This window comes from Janthinobacterium sp. HH106 (genome assembly GCF_001758725.1).
GTDB lineage: Bacteria > Pseudomonadota > Gammaproteobacteria > Burkholderiales > Burkholderiaceae_D > Janthinobacterium.
Genome location: NZ_LRIC01000007.1, coordinates 1 through 1,228 on the forward strand (window position 1 = coordinate 1; position 1,228 = coordinate 1,228).

The 1,228-nt window shown below is 60.4% G+C and carries 1 protein-coding gene; it reads left to right on the forward strand.

Going from position 1 to position 1,228, the window contains the following annotated elements:
• The first annotated feature begins 249 nt into the window (after positions 1–249).
• Positions 250–1,209, forward strand: a complete 960-nt coding sequence (locus JAB8_RS04305) for an IS110 family transposase (protein WP_083287570.1) — start codon at positions 250–252, stop codon at positions 1,207–1,209.
• The last annotated feature ends 19 nt before the right edge of the window (positions 1,210–1,228 follow it).

Below are 1,228 nucleotides of genomic sequence, written 5' to 3' on the forward strand. Positions count from 1 at the left end.
CGCTAATCCGACCTTGTATTATTCCCCTCATGCCGTTCGTGGTATTGCGAACGGTATCGACCGCTGTCAAAATCTTGGTAGGCATATCAAGACCGGGTAACTGGATGCCGTATCCGCCCTTAGGCCCCGAGCCAGCTCCGTAGATCTCGCACCAGTTACCCATCCTCCATATCAAGATCGGACAGTATCTTTGGCACCGGCATGCCGGTTAGCCCGCATTTGCAAGGTAGATCGCAAGAGGACCACAGCATGTTTAATTTAGGAATCGACGTTGCCAAGGCCAAGCTCGACTGCGCGCTGCGCCTGCCCAACGGCAAGCATCGTAACAAGGTTGTCGAGAACAACCGTCAAGGATTCACCGCGCTCCACGCATGGCTGCTGAAGCATGCTGCCGGCAGCCCCAGGGTGTGCATGGAAGCGACGGGCACGTATTGGGAAGGAGTTGCCGAATATCTCGCTGGACTTGGCATGGTGGTCAGTGTCATCAATCCGGCCCAGATCAATGCCTTCAGCGCTTCGCGCCTGGTACGCACCAAGACCGACAAGGTCGACGCACAGCTGATCGCCGACTTCGCCCATGAACGCCAGCCAGAGCCCTGGCAGGCGCCATCGCCGGCCGAGCAATCGCTGCGCGCGCTGGTGCTGCGCCTGGATGCCTTGCAAGCGATGCGCCAGCAGGAAAGCAACCGGCTTGAAGTGGCGCGCGCGGCGGTACGCCAGGGTATCGAGGATCATATTGCCCGGCTCGATGCCGAGATCAAAGCGCTGATCCTGGCGATCCGCCGTCATATCGATGACGACCCGGATTTACGCGGCAAGCGCGAATTGCTCGATAGCATCCCTGGCCTGGGCGAGCGCACGATTCCCGTGCTGCTGTCCTACTACGCCAATCCTGAGCGCTTCGACAGCGCCAAGCAGGCGGTGGCGTTTGCGGGCCTCGATCCGCGCCAGCACGAGTCGGGTTCCAGCGTGCGTGGCAAGCCACGCATGTCGAAGGTCGGCCACAGCTTCCTGCGCAAGGCACTGTACATGCCGGCCATGGTGGCAGTGCATAAGACGCCTTGGGGCAAGCGCTTCGGTCAGCGCCTGCGTGACGCCGGCAAAGCGCCCAAGCTGATCATTGGCGCCATGATGCGCAAGCTGGTGCACGTGGCATTCGGCGTGCTCAGGTCGGGAAAAATATTTGATCCGGCCTTGCACGCCGCTTGACGGGGATAACAGTATCTAC